This window comes from Arsukibacterium tuosuense (genome assembly GCF_900215315.1).
GTDB classification, from domain to species: Bacteria; Pseudomonadota; Gammaproteobacteria; order Enterobacterales; family Alteromonadaceae; genus Alishewanella; species Alishewanella tuosuense.
The window spans coordinates 209,776-226,314 of the sequence record NZ_OBEB01000007.1; the positions used below are offsets into that span (position 1 = coordinate 209,776).

Here is a 16,539-nt window from a genome sequence, read left to right on the forward strand (position 1 = left end):
ACATTAAGCCAGCCCTGAGGCTATTGTAAAGCTTTGTTGTGTTGCACCTTATATTTACGTTTGTAATAACCGGTCAGGGTGACAAGTATGGTCAGGCCAATAACAGGTGCTGCCAGCCAGCTGACTATTTGCCATTCACCCGGCAACCATTGTGATAACACCCGGCGTCCGCCTGCTGCAAAGAAGGCGGTGTATACCGCAATACCGGCACCGACCATGGCGCTGAAGTGTTCAATAATCCAGGCCCGGGGCGTTATCTCCGCCCGGTATACATACTTGCTAATAGTAGTTGCTGTGATCAGACTGACAACGGCAAAAATGATCAACAGCGGCATAGCGATAGTTATCCCCTGCCAGCCAACGAACAAGGCAACCGGAAACATCATTAGCACTGGCCCCTGATAGCGCCAGTTGCGCAGCATACTGCGATTTGTTTTAGCGCGCAGCACACCGATGGCATGACGCACCGTTACCCAGGTCAGCAGACTGAGCAGCAGTAAAAAATAAGTAAAAGGAATGCGCCAGATCATCATGCTGTCAATCTGCTCAGGAGTCAGTTGTCTGCTATTGATGTAAATACCGACCGGATCAGCTAAGCCAATCAGGGTCATTATGATGCCTGAACCGGCAACAACCAGCATAATAGAGTAAAAGGCCTTACCGGCAGCAATATGTAGCTTGCCACCTTTACGGGCGACGATTGGCAGCCAGAATAGCAACAGCGCTATCGCGCCAAGTGCAATATGCAGATACAACAATGTGGTGTGAATAACTAACATGGTCAGTCTCCTTGGTTAATGTTGCCAGCTTACGCCTGGCAAGTTGCCAAAGCAGGTGCCAGAAGTCAGGATTTTTTACTGTGACTTCTGGCCTATTGCAGTTATTTAGTTACTCCGCATAATGGAAGAATGAAAACAAAAATTGACTTCGCTACCCTGGCCGGTTTGCTAACCTGGCTGATGGTATATGGCATCAGCCTGTATATTTTGCAGAAAACAGCGGCAACATATGGCAGCGTAGCGTTGCATATATTGTTTCTGGCCTATGGTGGCTTATTCTGGTTGCTGACCCGCAAGCAGGGCCGCTATGGCTTGCAAAGCCGTGTTGGACATTATCTGTTGTCGCTACAGTTACTGGTGGCTATTTGCTTGCTCTGGCTGACACCAGCGCGCAATTTTGAGTTTTTGTCTATCCTGACGGTTATCTGGGCTGCTATGTTGCCTTTTGTTATGCGAACTGGCCCTGCATTGTTGCTGACAACGGCAGTGGTAGCGGTCTGGTTTGGGCTGGTGGCCTGGCAAGGTGGCAGGGCGGTCTGGATAACAGCACTGTTGTATGGCTGCTTTCATTTGTTCGCGGTTATGGTGCAAAGTGCCAGCCGCGATGCTGAGAATGCCAAAGACGAGCTGGAGCAAAAACATCAGCAGTTGCTGGCAACCCGGCAATTACTGCAGGCAGCATCGCGTCAGAGTGAACGCACCCGGATTGCCCGCAATCTGCATGATCTGGTCGGCCACCATTTAACGGCCCTGACTATTCAATTGCAGGTTGCCAGCCATTTAACCGACGGTGAGGCAAAAGTGCAGGTAGACAACTGCCATCAGCTGGCGAAACTATTGTTGTCAGATGTTCGCGACGCAGTCAGTACTATGCGTCAGTATGCTGATGTCAGCTTGCTGGATGCAGTCTGCGGCTTAACCCGGTTAGTGCCAGCGCAGTTGCAGGTAAAGCTGCAAATCCCGTCTGATATTATGCTCAACGATCTGGCGCAGGCTCAGCATCTGCTTTGTATTGTACAGGAAGCGTTGAGTAACAGCCTAAAACACAGTGGTGCCAGCGAAGTGACTATTGCAGCGCAGGTGGCACAACAACAGCTAAAACTAGTGATATATGATAATGGCAGCCTGACACCACGCTGGCAGCCAGGCAATGGTATTACCGGCATGCAGGAACGGTTGGCTGAGTGCAAGGGTAGTTTAGTGCTTGGCAATAATCATCAGGCAATGCAGTTAACCATAACGCTTCCCTACAATGAGAGTGACAATGCATAAAGTATTGCTGGTTGATGATCAGAAACTGATCCGCGATGGTATTAAAAGTTTGCTTGGGTTATCTGGAAAAGTCGTGGTAGTGGGTGAGTGTGTTGACGGTTCTGGCGTGCTCACAGCCTGCTCACAGTTGCAGCCTGACGTTATTTTACTGGATCTGTCCATGCCGGTGATGAACGGGGTGCAAACCCTGGCGTCACTAAAGCAGGCCGGTGTCAGCACGCCAGTATTGATCCTGACGACTTTCGATGAACATGAACTGGTGTTAAAGAGTATCTCTTATGGTGCACGGGGTTTTTTATTAAAAGATGTGTCATTGGAGACCCTGGTGCAGGCAATTGCAACCCTGGCTGATGGCGGTAGCTGGTTTGCGCCTAATATTACCGAGCGCTTACTAGGTAGTATCCGGCAAACCAGCGATGCTGGTTTTAGCATGCCCGCTCAGCTGGAGCCGCTGAGTGACAAAGAGCTGGAGATTCTGCAATTAATGGCGGCAGGTTACAGCAACAAGGAAATTGCGGCTGCATTGTATAAATCTGAGGGGACGGTTAAAAATCAGTGTTCGGCGATTCTGGCAAAGCTGGGGGTGCGTGACCGCACCCGGGCTGTCTTGCTGGCGCTGGAACTGGGCCTTATCAATTAACGTTTTTTGCTTATGAAACGCGCTTTATAACCAATACTGCCTGCACAAGCCCGTAAAAAAGCCGCCTGCAGGCGGCTTTATTTGGGCTTGTTAACACTGTCGACTCTAGTCTTCAGCAGTATCCGCTTCAATAATTACCGGGATGGGTTTACCCATACTGGTCAGAATTTGCCGTACTTCCGCCGGGATCTGATGCGGGTTATCTTTGCGTAAGTCTTCGTCAGCCGGCAGTGGCTGGCCGGTGAATGCATGTAAAAATGCTTCGCATAACAATTCACTGTTAGTTGCGTGGCGCAGGTTGTTAACCTGGCGACGGGTGCGCTCGTCGGTCAATACTTTTAAAACATTCAGCGGAATGGAAACGGTAATTTTTTTTACTTGTTCTGACTTTTTACCATGTTCCGCATAAGGATGGATATATTCGCCATTCCATTTAGCCATAAGGGTACCTTAGTTATTTTAATGGTTATTCGTATTTGCTCGCGCAGTTGCCAAATTCTAACTTTTTATCCTGCCATGTCCAATAGTGCGCAACAAATAATCATTATAGACGGCTAAATGGTTTGACATCCAACTTTTGATCGATATACTTTTAGACGTCTAAACTTCCAAAAAAGAAAGTCAAAAGGTGTCGTTATGTCTCACTCAGCTGCTGCAACCATTACTGCCCGGGCCGGAATAGCTCAGGATACGGCGTTTGGCGCAGTTACCCCACCTTTATATTTAACGTCTACTTATGAGTTACCGGCATTTAGACAACCCGGCCAGTACGATTATTCGCGTTCTAACAACCCGACCCGGGATACTCTGGCCGAGGCGTTATGTCAGTTGGAGCAGGGTGCGCGGGCTATTGTTACCGGCAGTGGCATGTCCGCCTGTTTGCTGGCGCTGCAGTTGCTGGGGCCAGACGACACACTGGTCATCCCGCATGATTGCTACGGTGGCAGCTATCGCTTATTTACCAATCTGGCGACGCGCAAGCAGGCTTTTAAGCTGGTGCTCATTAATTTTCAGGAAAGCGACTGGTCAGAGCAAGTTAAGGCAGCAGCGCCAGCGATGATCTGGCTGGAAACGCCAAGTAACCCTTTGCTGCAAATTACCGATATTAAAGCGGTATGCCAGTTAGCCAAAAATTTAAGTGCAAAGGTGGTGGTAGATAACACTTTCTTATCGCCGGTATTGCAACAGCCGCTGCGGCTGGGTGCCGATATCGTGGTGCATTCCACTACTAAGTATATTAATGGCCACAGCGACATTGTTGGTGGGGTGCTGGTAGCCAAAGATCCGGTTATTGGTGATGAGTTAAAGTGGTGGGCTAATTGTTTAGGCGTAACCGGGCCGGCTTTTGACAGCTATATGACATTGCGCGGTTTACGCACGCTGGTACCTCGCTTGCAGCTACAGCAACAAAATACCAACGAGCTGGTCAGTTTTTTACAGCGCCAGCCATTGGTCAGCAAATTGTATTACCCGGGTCTGACCGACCACCCGGGCCATGCTGTTGCCAAAGCACAGCAAACAGGGTTTGGCGCCATGTGCAGTTTTGATTTAGCCGCCCCGGCTGAAGCCTTGCCGGTATTTTTTGCCAGCTTACAATTATTTACCCTGGCCCAATCACTAGGCGGCATTGAAAGCCTGATTTGCCACCCTGGGTCGATGACTCATGCTTCAATGGATGCTGCCGCTCAGCAAACAGCGGGTATTGGCCCGACACTAATTCGCTTGTCGGTCGGCATTGAAGCGTCGGCAGATCTAATCGCCGACTTACAAGCTGGCTTTAATGCAGTAGCAAATTGGCTTAATACCTCGCAACACAATAACAACGCTGATCGGGTTGCCAGCGGTAATACTGGTACTGGTAAGGGCTCAGTCGAGCAGCAATTCCGGCTAAACCCGGCTTTAACAGCATTCTGGTAAATAAAGATGACTCAGCATTTAACAGCAGCACTTAACCGGCCAGCGGTAGAGGTACATAAATTCGGTGGTAGTAGTCTGGCCAGCGCAGCGCGTTTTCAGGCAGTTGCCGACCTGGTGCAGCAACAATGTGGTTTACCCTGGGTGGTGGTTTCTGCTCCCGGTGACACCACCGATGCTTTGCTGGCATTGCTTGCCAGTTATGATAATGGCGATGACATTAAGCCGTTATTGGCTCAACTCACTACGCAGTTGCAGCAACTGGTTACTGCAACCTTGTCAGCACAGGCGGCAATGCCGGTAATTGCAAAACTGAACAGCTGGCTTGAACAAGTTCCGCGGTGGTTAACCTGCAGACAAAGCAACGAGGTTCTGGCAATTGGTGAACTACTGTCGGCCTCCCTACTGGCCACGTTGCTCACCGAGCAGGGCCGGCCAGCAGCGGCAATTGATGCCCGCGATTTTCTGGTATTTCAGGACACCAATCCCAACTGGCAGCAAAGCTCATTGCTGTTGGCTGAAATAACCGCAGCCACACCCCCGTCGCCACTGATTTATGTCGTCACCGGCTATATAGGTCGCAATCAGCAGGGTGCAAGTATCACCCTGGGTCGCAATGGCAGTGACTACAGTGCCACGCTGCTGGCAGCGCTGCTTGCTGCAGATAAAGTCAGTATCTGGACTGACGTAAAAGCGATTTACAGCGCTGATCCGCGAAAATGTGCCAGCGCCAAACCTTATAGCAAAGTGAATGAACGCCAGGCTTGTCAGCTGGCTGCACTGGGAAACCCGGTATTGCATGCCCGCACTCTGGCACCACTTACTGGCAGCAGCACCAGTTTGCTGGTACGCAGTGCACTGAAGCCTGAGGAAACAGCTTGTGAAGTTGTTGCCGATGCCCCTGCCAAGGCGTTTTTAACCAGTTTAGCATCGGTACGCTTAGTGTCGTTGCCCGGTAGGCTGGCGGTAAACGCCGATACCCTGGCCGAACAATTACAAAGCCCGGTGGTGGTGTTGCCACAGCAACATGATGGTAGTGATGATGCCAGTCAGCGCTGGCTTATTCCATCTTCAGTGTGGCCGCAAGCAGCCACGCTGTTGCAACAGTATGGCTGCCATCCACTGACAGATACCTTCAATTACTATGCACTGGTCTGGTTAAAAGCAAGTGCTCAGCAGCAGGTGAGTTATTTTTTATCTCAGTTATTACAGCAGCTTGAGGTGCAAAACGCATATGAAAATGATCAACTGGCCGTGTGGCTGTTTAAACGGGAGTTAACAGTGACAGAGCTAAATAAGATCCATCAACACTGTGTGGTCACTAAACCCAGCTTGCACTTGCTGGTGGCGGGTACTGGTAACGTTGGTGCTGAGTTTTTACAACTGCTGCCAGGGCAGATAGAAACACTTGGCAATGCGATAAGCATACAACTGGCGGGAGTGTTTAATTCTCGTCAGGCCTGGCTGGGTGAGCAACTGAACCCTTTGCAGTGGCAAAGTGAGCTTGCTGCTGCCAACAGCTATTCCGAACCTGAACTGCTGGCTTATATTCGTCAGTTACCGGGACCAAAAGTATTAGTGGATATTACGCCCAGCCGGCAGTTTGCAAGGCAGTATCCTGATTTTATCGCTGCAGGTTGCCATATTATCAGCGCCAATAAGCAAGGTGTGACACTACCGTTAGTTGAATACAACGCTATCCGGGCTGAGTTAGCCAGCAATCACTTAAGCTGGCGCAGCAATACTACTGTCGGTGCCGGCATTCCGGTGCAACAGGTTGTACAAGGTCTGCTGCAGAGCGGCGACAAAATTAAACGGATTAGCGGGGTGTTCTCCGGCACCTTGTCCTGGTTGCTATGTAAGTTCGATGGTAGTCAGCCATTTTCGGGCTTACTGGCCGAAGCGGCCGAGTTGGGCTTCACCGAGCCTGATCCGCGGGACGATTTATCTGGTATTGATGTCCAGCGCAAGTTGCTGGTGCTGGCGCGTGAACTGGGGCTGAGTATGGAGCTGGAGCAGATCAGCCTGCAGCCACTGATGCCAGCGGCCCTTGCCGCCGGCAGCTGGGCAGAGGCCTGGCTGCAACGAGACTTGCTGGATAGCATGCTGGCCAATGCCCGGGATGAAGCCAACACTGCTGGCAAACTATTGCGATATGCCGCCAGTTTAACTCTGACTGACCACGGGCCGGAGGCTGAGGTTAAGTTGTTGCAAGTGGCGCCTGATGAGCCTTTGGCTGCGCTGGCCCCCTGCGACAATATTTTTGTAATTGAAAGCCAGTGGTACTGCGCTAATCCACTGGTGCTGAAAGGTCCGGGGGCGGGCAAGCAAGTTACCGCCGGAGGTATTCATGCTGATCTGGCGCAGTTGTGTCAGCAGCTCATTTTAACTGGCGCAAGCCGCGAAGTATGACGGTTTAAAGAGAAGAAATATGGCCTTTGCTAACGCTCAATATCTGGATGCAATCAACCGCAACCTGCACGATGTGCAGGGAAAAGTTAATGTAAGCTTTGAATTTTTTCCCCCGCGGACTGCACAAATGGAACAAACCTTGTGGCAGTCGATTGAGCGGCTGGCACCTTTGACACCGTCTTTTGTGTCGGTCACCTACGGTGCTAATTCCGGAGAGCGGGACCGCACTCACGATATTATTAAATCGATAAAACAACGCACCGGTCTAATTGCTGCGCCGCATTTAACCTGCGTTGATGCCAGCAAGCAGCAGCTGACCGATATTGCCCGTGACTACTGGAACAATGGGATCCGGCATATAGTGGCGTTACGTGGCGATTTACCGCCAGGCAGTAGCGATGTGCCAGAGTTATATGCGGCAGATCTGGTTGAAATACTGCGTTCTGTGGCGGACTTTGACATTTCGGTGGCAGCTTATCCGGAAGTGCACCCGCAAGCGCCCAATGCCCAATTCGATTTACTGAATTTAAAACGTAAAGTTGAAGCAGGTGCCTCGCGGGCCATTACCCAGTTTTTCTTTGATATCGAAAAGTTTTTACGCTATCGCGATCGTTGTGCCGCCATAGGTATTGATGTCGATATTATTCCGGGTATTTTGCCGGTTACCAACTTTCAACAGTTACAGAAATTTGCCGGTCTGACAAATGTTGCTATCCCTGACTGGATGAATAAAGCCTATCAGGGGTTGGACAATGACCCGACTACCCGCAATCTGGTGGGGGCAAATATAGCGATGGAAATGGTAAAAGTATTAAGCCGCGAGGGGGTTGACCAGTTCCACTTTTATACCCTTAACCGCAGTGAATTAAGCTATGCCATTTGTCATTTACTGGGCGTACGCCCCGTGCTTTAGCAACATCTGTTGAATCAGGCTTCCCAAGTATCAGCAAAAGCGGTAATCTTGCATCCGCAAGTTATGTATTCTTGAAACAGGGATTGGCCATGCCGTTGTTAACTGTTTACCGAAGCGGTGTAACCAGCCTGCTATGGTTGCTTAGTGGATTGCTGGTGACGCCGGTAATCGCCACAACTAATGACATTGTCAGCCTTGATAACTACTTCAGCGAAAGCTGGAGTACAGTCGATGGACTACCCCACAACACCGTTAACGCCATTGCCCAGACACCCGATGGTTATCTGTGGTTTGCTACCTGGGAAGGGGTTGCCCGCTTTAACGGCCGTCGTTTTGATATTTTTGAGCGCAGTGCTGTAACCGGCTTACCCGATTCCGGGATCCGGACGTTGAGTGTTGCCCAAAACGGTGATCTGCTGGTGGCCGGCTCGCGTGGTGGTATTGCCCGGGTCAATGGTCATCAATGGCAAAGCTACCCTCCGCTTGGTGTACTAATTAACAAAGCGCTGGTAGATAGCCAGCAAAGACTATGGCTGGCGACCGAAGGCGAAGGTGTTGTTATGCAGACACCGAACGGCAGTCGGCGTCAGTTTACTGAGGATAATGGCTTACCTGCCAATGCGGCCAATAGTGTGTTTGAAGATAGCAAAGGCCGGATATGGGTAGGGACCAGGGCGGGCCTGGCGGTTATTGATCCTGACTTAGTACTACGCCACCCGTTTCCTGAGCAGATTACCTCACCGGTTTTTGCCCTGGCAGCCAACGCTCAGCAGCAATTACTGATTGGCACAGAACGCGGACTGTTTCTGCTAAATGAGCAACAGCAATTAACTCAGCTTCTGGCTGATGTGCCGGTTGCAACGCTGCTACCGGAGGCGTCGGGCGTGCTGTGGATAGGCACTGTCGACCGCGGCTTACTGAGGCTATACAACAATACTGTAGAGCAATTGAGCATTGAACAAGGTTTACCCAATAACCGGGTACTGGCGTTGTTGCGTGACAAAGAGCGCAGTCTGTGGGTAGGCACTAATGGCGGTATTTTCCGGCTGCGTGACGCGCCCTTTACAACTTATACCAGTGAGCAGGGCTTAGCAGATAATTATGTGCGTACCGTCATGTCTGATCAGGCAGACTGTGTTTATGTCGGTAGCAGCAGGGGCCTTGACCAGATTTGCAATGGTATTATCCGCAATATCGACCTGTCCAGTCATGCCAAAGGGCAATCTGTGCTCAGTCTTGCCATGGGCCAGCAGCAAAGCTTATGGATTGGCACCTATACCGATGGCTTGCTGCATTATGCTGACGGTAAAGTCATAGCCCACTACAGTAGTGAAGATGGCCTGGCAGCAAATGAAGTGCGGGCAATTTTACCAAGAGCAGACGGCTCAGTACTAGTAGGGACAGCTCAGGGTCTGAGTTTGATACGAGATGGTCAAATCACCACGCCGGTAGAGGCGGTGGCACTACCTTCACCTTTTATCATGGCACTGCACCAAACTGACGATGGCAGAGTATTTATTGGTAGTGGAGCCGGCGTATCGGTATGGCAAAACGACCGGGTCACTCAGCTTGATTTCAGTGTGCTGGATCAAGCTGAATATGCGTTTGGTTTTGTCGAGGACCCAGCCGCCGGCATTCTGTGGATGACTACCGACCGGGGGTTGGTGGCGTTTGATCTTGCTACTGAGCAATTAGCCCTGATAGGCCGCAGTCATGGTATGCCCTTTGATAAACTCTTTCAGCTGGTTATTGATGAGCAGCAGCACTTCTGGATTTCTACCAATCGTGGCGTGTTACGACTGGGCAGAGAACAGGCGCTGGACGTGGTGTATGGCCGGCGCGATCAGATAAACTATGAGTTATTTGGCGAAAGCGACGGAATGGCCAGTGCTCAGGCAAATGGTGGATCCTCTCCTGCTGCCAGCCTGCATAACGATGGCTCGGTTTGGGTGGCAACCTCTGTTGGCGCCAGTAAAGTACAACCGGCCAGGCTAAGTTCGTTTTCTGCGGTGATTCCGCCGGTGGTACTGGAAAAACTGGTGGCAGATGGTAAGCACTACTCTTTGCAGCAGTCTGTTAAACTGGCGGCGGGTACCAGCCGGATAGAGCTGGAATATGCCGGCTTAGGTTATATTATGCCGCATCGCATCCAGTATCGCACCATGCTGGAAGGGTTTGAGCAGGACTGGGTAGCGCGAGGTACCCAGGCTAATGTGCAATATACCAACTTAGCGCCGGGACACTATACCTTTAATGTGGCGGCCTCATACCCGGATGGTGGCTGGAGCCCTGTTGCGGCCACAATTTCCTTTAGTATTGCCCCTCATCTCTGGCAGCGACCACTGTTTCAGGCATTGGTTATATTATTTCTGGTCGCGTTAGTCATTGCCATAGTGCGCTGGCGTCTGGCCAGCTTAAAACGCAGCGAGTTGAAATTAAAACGTCAGGTGGCTGAAAAAACGGCTGAGCTGGCGGCATTGGCCAGACTGGATTCTTTGACCGGCCTGGCCAATCGTCGGGCATTTGATGAGGCCATGCAGCACGAATTGAAGCGGGCGAAGCGCCAACAAGAGCCGCTATGTCTGGCATTGCTGGATATTGACCACTTTAAGCAAGTAAATGACAACTGGTCACATAGCGTGGGTGATGAGGTGTTAAAAAGGGTAGCAGCTACCTTGCAGCAGCATTGCCGGGATATTGATTCCCTGGCACGCTGGGGAGGGGAAGAGTTTGTAATTTTGTTACCGGACACTTCACTGCCGCTGGCACAGGAAGTATGCGACAGACTGCGTCAACGCGTGGCCGATACCTGCTTTACCGACATCGTACCCGATCTGACGGTTACCTTAAGTATTGGCCTGGCAACGCTTCAGGTTAAAGACGATGGTAAACAACTGCTTATTGACGCAGACCGGGCGCTTTATCAGGCGAAAAACAGCGGCCGGAATACGGTAATCAGTCATAATAGTTTCACCTCTGACGAATCTTTATAAAATAGATAAAAATTCACAAAAACAGCATAATTATTGTTGATTCTGCATGTTTGCCGTTCTACACTAGCAGCCGTTTTATGCTATAACTTTTAGCTGGTTTTGCAATTGAGAATGGTTAACATGCCTTTAGCGTCTTCTTCAGATCAAATAATTCGTAGTGCCGTATTAGGTGCCGCCGGCTATAGCGGTGCCGAGCTATGTGCCTTACTTAGCGCTAACCCTTACTTCTCACTGGACTATGCCTTTGCGTCTGCCGGTAGAACTGCCGAGCCATTAAGTAATTTATATCCACGTTTTACCAATGCCATCGATATTATGGTAGAACCCTGGCAGGATGAGCGGATCAGCTCTTTACAGGTCGATGTGGCTTTTCTGGCGTTGCCACATGAAGCGAGCGAAGCGGTTACGCCTTTATTATTGGCCGCTGGCATAGTGGTGGTTGATTTATCCGGTGCGTTCCGGCTGAAGCAAGCCGAACTTTACCCTAAATATTATGGTTATCAGCATCAGCATCCACAGCTGTTAAACGACGCTGTCTATTGCCTGATGGAATGGTTACATGAGGCACCGGGCAATTTAATTTCGGTACCCGGCTGTTATCCCACGGCCTGTTCACTGGCGTTACTGCCGTTAATTAAAGCCGACATGCTGGCTAAGCAGTGTATCCCTGTTATAAATGCTACCAGTGGTGTGTCGGGTGCGGGCCGTAAGGCTGCGCTCAGCACGTCGTTTTGCGAAGTAGGCCTGAATGCCTATGGCTTTTTTGGCCATCGGCACCGGCCTGAAATTGAGCAGAACCTTGGCCGCAAAGTGGTGTTTACTCCTCATTTAGGTAATTTTAAACGCGGTATCCTCGCCACCAGTGTGGTGACGTTAAAACCTGACGTCAGCCCGGAACAGGTTAAACATGCCTTTACTGCGGCATATCAGTATAAACCGCTGGTCAGGTTGTTAACTCAGTCTCCCAATGTCGCTAATGTTGCAGGTACCCCTTATTGCGACATTTACTGGCAACAGGATGGTGAACAGCTGGTGGTCGTGTCAGCGATTGACAATTTGCTGAAAGGTGCTGCCGCGCAAGCGATGCAGGCGGCAAATGTACGCTTTAATAAGCCGGAAACTTCAGGTTTATTCAGCGGGGTGGTGGCATGAAAACCTTACCGCTGGTAATAAAAATGGGTGGCCGTTTATTACAGGAGCGCCCGGCGCTTGATGCGTTACTTGCAGTTTGTCATCAACTTAAACAACAGCGGCCTGTCGTGCTGGTACATGGCGGCGGCGATCAGGTGGATCAATGGCTGGCAAAATTTGGTTTTACCACTGAAAAAATTGACGGTCAGCGGGTGTCGCCCACAGAGCAGATGCCGGTAATAACCGGCGCACTGGACGGTGCAGTTAATGCAGAGCTGGTTAGCCGGGCGATGTTGCAGGGATTAAATCCGGTGGGCCTGAACCTTTCTGCCGGAAACAGTTTGCAGTTTACTGTAAATGCAAAACTGGGTGCTGTTGGTTTGGCCAAAGCAAACAGTCCTCAACTAATTAATTTGTTGCTTGAGCAGGGCTTTACCCCGGTTTTCAGCTCTGTAGGCATTGGCACTGAAGGTCAGTTGCTGAATGTTAACGCCGATTTAGCGGCCGCGGCTATTTGTCAGCTGGTGCAGGGCGAGTTGGTTTTACTGACGGATGTACCGGGAATTCTGGATAGTCAGATGCAACTGATTGCAGAGCTTACCCCGGCTGGCGCTGGCGAGCTGGTCGCCAGTGGCGTAATTAAAGGTGGCATGAAAGTGAAGTTGGATGCCGCACTGGAAACAGGGTTGGCGCTGCAGCGCAATATTATTGTCGCCGGCTGGCAACAACCAGAGAATTTATTAAAACTGATGCAGGACGAGCCGGTAGGCACCTGTATTTTATATTAAACCCGCCAGGGTGTTGTTGCACACCTATGGCTTGATCAGGAAACCGCCTAGCGGATTACAGCGTGTTTTATGAGTAAATTAAGCCAGCTACTGTGCTTAGCCGATCTGGACCGGAACCAACTAAATGATATTCTGACTCTGGCCGTTGAAATTAAACGAAACCCGACGCAGTTCAGTAGCGCCCTTGCAGGTAAAAGTATTGCGCTGCTATTTGAAAAGCCTTCGCTTAGAACCAGGGTGAGTTTTGATGTCGGCATCAATAAGCTGGGCGGTCACAGCGTTTATCTGGACTTACAAAACGGCGCTATGGGTGTACGTGAGTCGGTGCAGGACTTTGGCAGTAATCTGGCTTGTTGGACTGATGCTATTGTCGCCAGGGTGTTCTCCCAGAAAACGCTGATTGAACTGGCGCATAGCAGCAAGAAACCGGTGATTAATGCGCTGAGCGATTTATATCACCCGTGTCAGGCGCTGGCTGATTTACTGACCTTACACGAACAGTTTGGCGAGCTGGATAAGGTGCATCTGGCCTTTGTTGGCGATGGCAATAATGTCTGTCATTCATTAATGCTTGGCGCTGCAATTATGGGGATGGACTTAACTGTTATTACGCCACCCGGTTTTGGCCCTGACGCCCATGTGCTGTTAAAAGCTCAGCAAATGGCAGCAAAAAGCGGCGCTAAGCTGATCCTGAGTCAGCATTTATCATCAGCTGCCGGGGTAGATGCAATTTATACTGATACCTGGTTGTCGATGGGGGCTAAAGCCGATCCAAAACAAGTGGGCCAGTTGTTTGCTGATTATCAGATTAACACTGCAGCGATGCAGCGCTTAGCCGTAAAACATTTTATGCATTGCTTACCGGCACATCGGGGCCAGGAAGTAACCAGCGAAGTGCTGGATAGTGATTATTCGTTGGTTTTGCAGCAGGCAGAAAACCGGATGCATGCCCAGAATGCCGTATTAGTCAGTTTATTTAGTTGAGGTAACAATGAGTGTTAAAAAAGTAGTATTGGCGTACTCGGGTGGCTTGGATACGTCGGCTATCGTGCCGTGGTTAAAAGATAACTATAACTGTGAAGTAATTGCTTTTGTCGCTAATGTTGGCCAGGGCGATGAAGAACTGGCAGGAGTAGAGCAAAAAGCCATTAATTCCGGTGCCAGCAGCTGTTATGTGGTCGATTTGCGCCAGGAACTGGTCAATGAGGTTATTTACCCGACCTTAAAAACCGGTGCGGTATACGAAGGCCAGTATTTACTGGGTACGTCGATGGCCCGGCCGGTTATTGCCCGCGCTCAGGTTAAGCTGGCGCTGGAGCTTGGTGCCGATGCGTTATGTCATGGTTGTACCGGTAAAGGCAATGATCAGGTTCGGTTCGAAAGCTGCTTTGCAGCGTTAGCACCACAGCTGAAAGTTATCGCGCCGTGGCGCGAGTGGCAGTTTAACTCTCGCCAGTCTTTGCTGGACTACCTGGCAGAGAAAAAGGTGCCTACCACCGCTTCTGCTACCAAGATTTACAGCCGTGATGCCAATTTATGGCATATTTCGCATGAAGGCGGCGAGCTGGAAGATCCCTGGTCTGAGCCGTCTGAGCAGGTATGGATGTGGACCAAAGCGCCCGAGCAGGCACCAGATCATCCGGCCTATGTTGAGCTGGCGTTTGCACGGGGTCAGTTAACTCAGGTTAATGGCAAGCAGCTGGATGGTGTGGCAGCAATTGAGCTGTTAAATGAGTTGGGTTCCGAGCATGGCGTGGGTCGGATTGATATCGTTGAAAACCGGCTGGTGGGCATGAAATCACGAGGTTGCTATGAAACCCCGGGCGGCACCATTTTACTGGCCGGATTAAAAGGGTTGGAAGCACTGGTGTATGACCGTAGTTCGCTGAAGTACCGCGAGGAAATTGGTCTGGAGTTTGCTCAGCTGGTATACGATGGTCGCTGGTTTACCCCGCTTAAAGATGCATTGCTGGCGGCCGCAACCTCGCTGGCTGAGCAGTTAACCGGTGAGGTGGTGATTAAGCTTTATAAAGGTAATGTTACTGTAGCGAAACGTCGCTCGGTAAATACATTGTACTCGGAAGCTTTTGCTACCTTTGAAGGTGATGAAGTTTACGATCAGAAAGATGCGGCTGGCTTTATCCGGCTATACAGCCTGGCCAGTCGGATCCGGGCCATGCATCAACAAAAGGATTAATCGTTATGGCGATGTGGGGAGGACGGTTTACCGAAGCCACCTTAAGCGAGTTCAGAGAGTTTAATGACTCGCTTAGTTTCGATTATTTACTGGCGCAGCAGGACATTGCTGCCTCCAGAGCCTGGGCCAAAGGTCTGCTGCAAGCAGGCATTATTAGCGCTGCTGAAGCCAAGCAATTGGATCAGGGGTTGGCAGATTTAGCTATCGCCATTGAAGCTGATCCACGTTTGCCATTGCAAACCAAGGAAGAGGACATTCATAGCTGGGTAGAAAGTCAGCTTACCGCTACGCTCGGAGATGTAGCCAAGAAGCTGCATACCGGCCGCAGCCGCAATGATTTGGTAGCAACAGATCTGCGCTTATGGACCCGCTTACAAGCCGGTACGGTACGTAAATCATTATTGGCCGCGCTGGCGGCGTTGCTGGAATTTGCTGACAAGGCAGAGCAGGCAGTGATGCCGGGATTTACCCACTTGCAGCGGGCGCAGCCAGTGTTGGTAGCGCATTGGGCGCTGGCGTACGTTGAAATGTTTAAACGTGATTTAGGTCGGTTGGATGATGCCTTAACCAGAATGGACAGCTGTCCACTCGGTTGCGGGGCGCTGGCAGGTACCGGCGTTAATATTGACCGGCAGGTCCTGGCAAATGAGTTGGGTTTTAGTAATGCGGCGCTTAATAGTCTGGATGCGGTCTCTGATCGCGATTATCTGGTGGAGCTGTCAGCAACCGCCAGCCTTTGTATGACTCACTTATCGCGCTTGTCAGAAGATGTCATTTTCTTTTGCTCGGGCGAAGCGGGCTTTTTTAAGCTCGGTGATGCCATAAGCTCGGGCTCGTCACTGATGCCGCAGAAGAAAAACCCGGACGTGTTTGAGTTACTTCGCGGTAAAACCGGCCGGGTGTTGGGACATCTGGTGGCTATTTTGCACGTGTTAAAGGGTTTGCCACTGGCTTACAACAAAGATATGCAGGAAGATAAACAAGGCTTTTTTGATCTGATGCATAGCTGGCAGCAATCGCTGTTAGTACTGGCGACGGTATTGCCTCACCTGAGTGTTAACCGGGAGCAATGCCGCAAGGCTGCAGAGCTCGGCTACAGCAACGCCACCGATTTAGCAGACTATCTGGTAAGCAAGGGTATGCCGTTTCGGGATGCGCATGAATGTGCCGGTGAGCTGGTGCTGGTGGCATCAAAGCAGCAGTTGCCGCTGGAAGCATTAAGTCTGAGCCAGTTGCAGCAGGTAAGCGGATTAATTACCGATGATGTTTATCCGGCTCTGACGCTGGAGGCAGGGATGGCCAGACGTTGTGCATTAGGTGGCACAGCGGCGGAACAGGTCATGCAGGCCCTTGCTGATGCCAAAAGCTGGTTTGAACACACGGTTACTGATTAACGGCTGATATTGCAATATCAGAGAATAGTACAGGCCAGCAAGATGCTGGCCTTTATTTTATCGGCAACTAAACCATTAATAACAAAGACATCGGTTAAAGAACATC

The 16,539-nt window shown here is 50.6% G+C and carries 13 protein-coding genes; 11 read left to right on the forward strand and 2 right to left on the reverse strand.

What is annotated here, in order from left to right; translation table 11 throughout:
- Positions 1-20 precede the first annotated feature (20 nt).
- Complete coding sequence (locus tag CRO03_RS15115) at positions 21-779, reverse strand: DUF2306 domain-containing protein (protein WP_097112472.1); 759 nt, start codon at positions 777-779, stop codon at positions 21-23.
- Between the two features lie 129 nt (positions 780-908).
- Here CRO03_RS15115 and CRO03_RS15120 point away from each other — a divergent pair, with 129 nt between their 5' ends.
- Positions 909-2,051 carry a sensor histidine kinase gene (locus CRO03_RS15120; RefSeq protein WP_097112473.1) on the forward strand — a complete coding sequence of 381 codons (1,143 nt, stop codon included), beginning with the start codon at positions 909-911 and terminating at the stop codon, positions 2,049-2,051.
- The gene (locus CRO03_RS15125) at positions 2,044-2,691 is read left to right on the forward strand and encodes a response regulator (protein ID WP_097112474.1); all 648 of its coding nucleotides are present in this window, start codon (positions 2,044-2,046) and stop codon (positions 2,689-2,691) included. The genes CRO03_RS15120 and CRO03_RS15125 overlap by 8 nt, the downstream gene beginning before the upstream one ends.
- 105 nt (positions 2,692-2,796) lie before the next feature.
- Here CRO03_RS15125 and metJ read toward each other — a convergent pair whose 3' ends face one another.
- On the reverse strand, positions 2,797-3,132 hold the full coding sequence (metJ, locus tag CRO03_RS15130; RefSeq protein WP_097112475.1) for a met regulon transcriptional regulator MetJ: 336 nt from the start codon (positions 3,130-3,132) through the stop codon (positions 2,797-2,799).
- A 195-nt stretch (positions 3,133-3,327) separates the two neighbouring features.
- On the opposite strand from metJ, the gene metB reads away from it, so the two are divergent.
- From metB to argH, 9 genes are all read left to right on the forward strand, one after another.
- Positions 3,328-4,608, forward strand: coding sequence for a cystathionine gamma-synthase (gene metB, locus CRO03_RS15135; protein ID WP_097112476.1), 1,281 nt, complete (start codon positions 3,328-3,330; stop codon positions 4,606-4,608).
- A gap of 6 nt (positions 4,609-4,614) precedes the next feature.
- On the forward strand, positions 4,615-7,017 hold the full coding sequence (gene metL, locus CRO03_RS15140) for a bifunctional aspartate kinase/homoserine dehydrogenase II (RefSeq protein ID WP_097112477.1): 2,403 nt from the start codon (positions 4,615-4,617) through the stop codon (positions 7,015-7,017).
- Positions 7,018-7,036: 19 nt separating this feature from the next.
- Positions 7,037-7,930, forward strand: coding sequence for a methylenetetrahydrofolate reductase (gene metF, locus CRO03_RS15145; protein WP_097112478.1), 894 nt, complete (start codon positions 7,037-7,039; stop codon positions 7,928-7,930).
- An 89-nt stretch (positions 7,931-8,019) separates the two neighbouring features.
- Positions 8,020-10,923 (forward strand): ligand-binding sensor domain-containing diguanylate cyclase, encoded by a 2,904-nt coding sequence (locus CRO03_RS15150; protein ID WP_097112479.1) that lies wholly within the window; start codon positions 8,020-8,022, stop codon positions 10,921-10,923.
- 120 nt (positions 10,924-11,043) lie between these two features.
- On the forward strand, positions 11,044-12,075 hold the full coding sequence (gene argC / locus CRO03_RS15155; RefSeq protein WP_097112534.1) for an N-acetyl-gamma-glutamyl-phosphate reductase: 1,032 nt from the start codon (positions 11,044-11,046) through the stop codon (positions 12,073-12,075).
- Positions 12,072-12,842 (forward strand): acetylglutamate kinase, encoded by a 771-nt coding sequence (argB, locus tag CRO03_RS15160; protein ID WP_097112480.1) that lies wholly within the window; start codon positions 12,072-12,074, stop codon positions 12,840-12,842. Before argC ends, argB begins: the two co-directional genes overlap by 4 nt.
- Positions 12,843-12,911: 69 nt before the next feature.
- Positions 12,912-13,826 carry an ornithine carbamoyltransferase gene (locus tag CRO03_RS15165; RefSeq protein ID WP_097112481.1) on the forward strand — a complete coding sequence of 305 codons (915 nt, stop codon included), beginning with the start codon at positions 12,912-12,914 and terminating at the stop codon, positions 13,824-13,826.
- A gap of 7 nt (positions 13,827-13,833) precedes the next feature.
- Positions 13,834-15,039 carry an argininosuccinate synthase gene (locus tag CRO03_RS15170; RefSeq protein WP_097112482.1) on the forward strand — a complete coding sequence of 402 codons (1,206 nt, stop codon included), beginning with the start codon at positions 13,834-13,836 and terminating at the stop codon, positions 15,037-15,039.
- Between the two features lie 5 nt (positions 15,040-15,044).
- The gene (gene argH, locus CRO03_RS15175) at positions 15,045-16,433 is read left to right on the forward strand and encodes an argininosuccinate lyase (RefSeq protein ID WP_097112483.1); all 1,389 of its coding nucleotides are present in this window, start codon (positions 15,045-15,047) and stop codon (positions 16,431-16,433) included.
- Positions 16,434-16,539 lie beyond the last annotated feature (106 nt).

Excerpts from the sequence above, each read along its gene's own strand:
- CRO03_RS15115 (WP_097112472.1), bottom strand. The coding sequence starts at position 779 with ATGTTAGTTATTCACACCACATTGTTGTATCTGCATATTGCACTTGGC.
- CRO03_RS15120 (WP_097112473.1), top strand. The coding sequence starts at position 909 with ATGAAAACAAAAATTGACTTCGCTACCCTGGCCGGTTTGCTAACCTGG.
- CRO03_RS15125 (WP_097112474.1), top strand. The coding sequence starts at position 2,044 with ATGCATAAAGTATTGCTGGTTGATGATCAGAAACTGATCCGCGATGGT.
- metJ (WP_097112475.1), bottom strand. The coding sequence starts at position 3,132 with ATGGCTAAATGGAATGGCGAATATATCCATCCTTATGCGGAACATGGT.
- metB (WP_097112476.1), top strand. The coding sequence starts at position 3,328 with ATGTCTCACTCAGCTGCTGCAACCATTACTGCCCGGGCCGGAATAGCT.
- metL (WP_097112477.1), top strand. The coding sequence starts at position 4,615 with ATGACTCAGCATTTAACAGCAGCACTTAACCGGCCAGCGGTAGAGGTA.
- metF (WP_097112478.1), top strand. The coding sequence starts at position 7,037 with ATGGCCTTTGCTAACGCTCAATATCTGGATGCAATCAACCGCAACCTG.
- CRO03_RS15150 (WP_097112479.1), top strand. The coding sequence starts at position 8,020 with ATGCCGTTGTTAACTGTTTACCGAAGCGGTGTAACCAGCCTGCTATGG.
- argC (WP_097112534.1), top strand. The coding sequence starts at position 11,044 with ATGCCTTTAGCGTCTTCTTCAGATCAAATAATTCGTAGTGCCGTATTA.
- argB (WP_097112480.1), top strand. The coding sequence starts at position 12,072 with ATGAAAACCTTACCGCTGGTAATAAAAATGGGTGGCCGTTTATTACAG.
- CRO03_RS15165 (WP_097112481.1), top strand. The coding sequence starts at position 12,912 with ATGAGTAAATTAAGCCAGCTACTGTGCTTAGCCGATCTGGACCGGAAC.
- CRO03_RS15170 (WP_097112482.1), top strand. The coding sequence starts at position 13,834 with ATGAGTGTTAAAAAAGTAGTATTGGCGTACTCGGGTGGCTTGGATACG.
- argH (WP_097112483.1), top strand. The coding sequence starts at position 15,045 with ATGGCGATGTGGGGAGGACGGTTTACCGAAGCCACCTTAAGCGAGTTC.